The sequence below is a fragment of the Lysinibacillus sp. FJAT-14222 genome, from assembly GCF_001278875.1.
Lineage (GTDB): Bacteria > Bacillota > Bacilli > Bacillales_A > Planococcaceae > Lysinibacillus > Lysinibacillus agricola.
In genome coordinates this window covers 1-648 of the sequence record NZ_LIYL01000073.1, presented here as the reverse complement: position 1 = coordinate 648, position 648 = coordinate 1, and the positions used below count along the sequence as shown (strand labels likewise).

Sequence of the window (648 nt, the reverse complement as noted above, 5' to 3'; positions counted from 1 at the left end):
CGCACGTATTGCATTCATGAAAATGAACAGCTACTTCGTCAAAAAATTTATCAGCTCATCGCAGATTATCATGAGGATGATGCAGCGGACCGTTTAACACATGATCCGATTTTCACACAAGTGCTTGGTATACCTGCACTTGCTTCTCAACCGTCGTTATCAAGATTCTTCAAGCGCTTTGATACGCAAGCACTACATCAACTTCAAGTGGCGAATCAGGGGTTACTTGATAGAGTTCATCATGCCCGACAATCAAAAGCACTGATTTTTGATTTAGATTCCACCCATTCCGATACATACGGAAACCAAGAACATTCATCCTACAATGCGCATTATCGTATAATGGGCTTTCATCCACTGGTCGTATTTGATGGGCTAACAGGTGATTTCTTGAAAGCACAATTACGCCCAGGAAACGTTTATACTTCCAATGGTGTCGTAGATTTTATGCGTCCACTTATCGAACATTATAACGAAGTTTTTCCTGAAAAATCGTACCTTGTCCGTGGTGATAGTGGCTTCGCGGTGCCTGATCTATATGAATTATGCGAGAAGGAATCCGTGTACTATATTATTCGTTTAAAAGCGAACCCCAAGTTAAAAGCTCTTGCGGAAGAATTGCATCCTACACACGAAATCCGTGATGTG

The 648-nt window shown here is 41.5% G+C and carries 1 protein-coding gene; it reads left to right on the top strand.

What is annotated here, in order from left to right; all coding sequences use genetic code 11:
• On the top strand, nucleotides 1-648 hold a 648-nt coding region (locus tag AN161_RS27130), incomplete at both ends, for an IS1380 family transposase (RefSeq protein WP_143115100.1).